Origin of the sequence: Streptomyces sp. NPDC006265, assembly GCF_040613555.1 — a bacterium.
In the GTDB taxonomy this organism is placed as follows: Bacteria; Actinomycetota; Actinomycetes; order Streptomycetales; family Streptomycetaceae; genus Streptomyces.
Genome location: NZ_JBEXSH010001439.1, coordinates 1 through 1,321, shown reverse-complemented (window position 1 = coordinate 1,321; position 1,321 = coordinate 1). Strand labels below are relative to the sequence as shown.

The 1,321-nt window shown below is 67.7% G+C and carries 2 protein-coding genes and 1 tRNA gene; 2 read left to right on the top strand and 1 reads right to left on the bottom strand.

Annotated features, from left to right (window positions below):
- Positions 1–106: 106 nt before the first annotated feature.
- Positions 107–520, bottom strand: coding sequence for an SsgA family sporulation/cell division regulator (locus ABZ281_RS49620; RefSeq protein ID WP_004002642.1), 414 nt, complete (start codon positions 518–520; stop codon positions 107–109).
- 191 nt (positions 521–711) lie between these two features.
- Between ABZ281_RS49620 and ABZ281_RS49615 the strand changes: the two genes are divergently transcribed.
- Positions 712–1,170 carry a TIGR02611 family protein gene (locus ABZ281_RS49615; RefSeq protein ID WP_356665453.1) on the top strand — a complete coding sequence of 153 codons (459 nt, stop codon included), beginning with the start codon at positions 712–714 and terminating at the stop codon, positions 1,168–1,170.
- Between the two features lie 46 nt (positions 1,171–1,216).
- Positions 1,217–1,288: transfer RNA gene (locus ABZ281_RS49610), tRNA-Val, on the top strand.
- Positions 1,289–1,321 lie beyond the last annotated feature (33 nt).

The window sequence follows — 1,321 nt, the reverse complement described above, 5'->3', positions numbered from 1 at the left end:
CGCGTTGAGCCGCGTTAAGGCGCCGGTGTCATCCCATGTGCGGTTGTCCGGGCCCGAGCCGTCTCCCCGAGTCGACGGCGCCGGGCGGCTTTGTGGGGGCCTCGCCCTAGCTTTCCGCCAGGATGTGCGAGAGCTCCTGGTCGAGGTCGAAGTGCCGGTGTTCCGTGCCGGGCGGCACGGCGGCGTCGGTCCGCTTCAGGAAGGACTCCAGGGCCCGTGCCGGGGCCTCGAGCAGGGCCTCGCCCTCCGGCGAGCTCAGGGCGATGCACACGACGCCCTGACCGTGACTGCGCGACGGCCAGACGCGGACGTCGCCGGTGCCCGTAGGGCGGTGAAGCCCCTCGGCGAGGAGGTCACGGGCGAACACCCACTCGACGGTTTCCTCGGCTCCGGTGTGGAAGGTGGCGTGCACGGCGTAGGGGTCGGCCGTGTCGTACCGCAGGCCTGCGGGGACAGGCAGGGAGGACTCGCTCGACACAACGAGGCGCAGGTGCAGCTCGCAGCTGACCGTGGTGTTCATAAGCGCCAGGGCCTTTCGCTCAGTGTGCGCTCGGGGATTCGCACGTCGGCGAAATCGACATGCCACCTACGGTGCCGTTGTAAACCCCTCTGAGTGTTTTGCGTGCCTTTACGTAACTCTTCCGGCCGAGAGATCGTTCGCGCCGTGCGTCCATTCCGGTGACTGGTTTCGCTCGGGTAGTGTTTGGCCGTATGAATACGGGGAGTGACGAGCCGGGCGAGGTGGCGGTGGCGTCGGACGAAACGGGGACGGGCGAGGTGTACGGCGAGCAGGACCGCGGGCTCGGCTCGCGGGCGCCGGAATTCATCAAGGCCCGTCGGGCGCTGCATGTGAGCTGGCAGGTCGGCGTTTTCATCATCGGGCTCGCGGTCGTCGTGGCCGGCATCATCATGCTCCCCCTTCCCGGGCCGGGCTGGGTCGTGATCTTCGGCGGCATGGCGATCTGGGCGACGGAGTTCGTCTGGGCCCAGCTGGTGCTCCGCTGGACCAAGCGGAAGGTCACCGAGGCGGCCCAGCGCGCCCTCGATCCCAGGGTGCGGCGCCGCAACATCATCCTGACGTCGGTCGGGCTGGTGATCATCGGCGCGCTCGTCGGCTTCTACCTGTGGAAGTTCGGCATCGTCATGCCGTGGAAGATCAAGGACCAGTGAGCGTCACAGGCACCCCCTGACATGGGGTAATGTTCTTCCTGCGTCCGGGCGATTAGCTCAGTGGGAGAGCGCTTCGTTCACACCGAAGAGGTCACTGGTTCGAACCCAGTATCGCCCACCCGGACCGTCGGCCCACCTGCGCGAGCGCAGG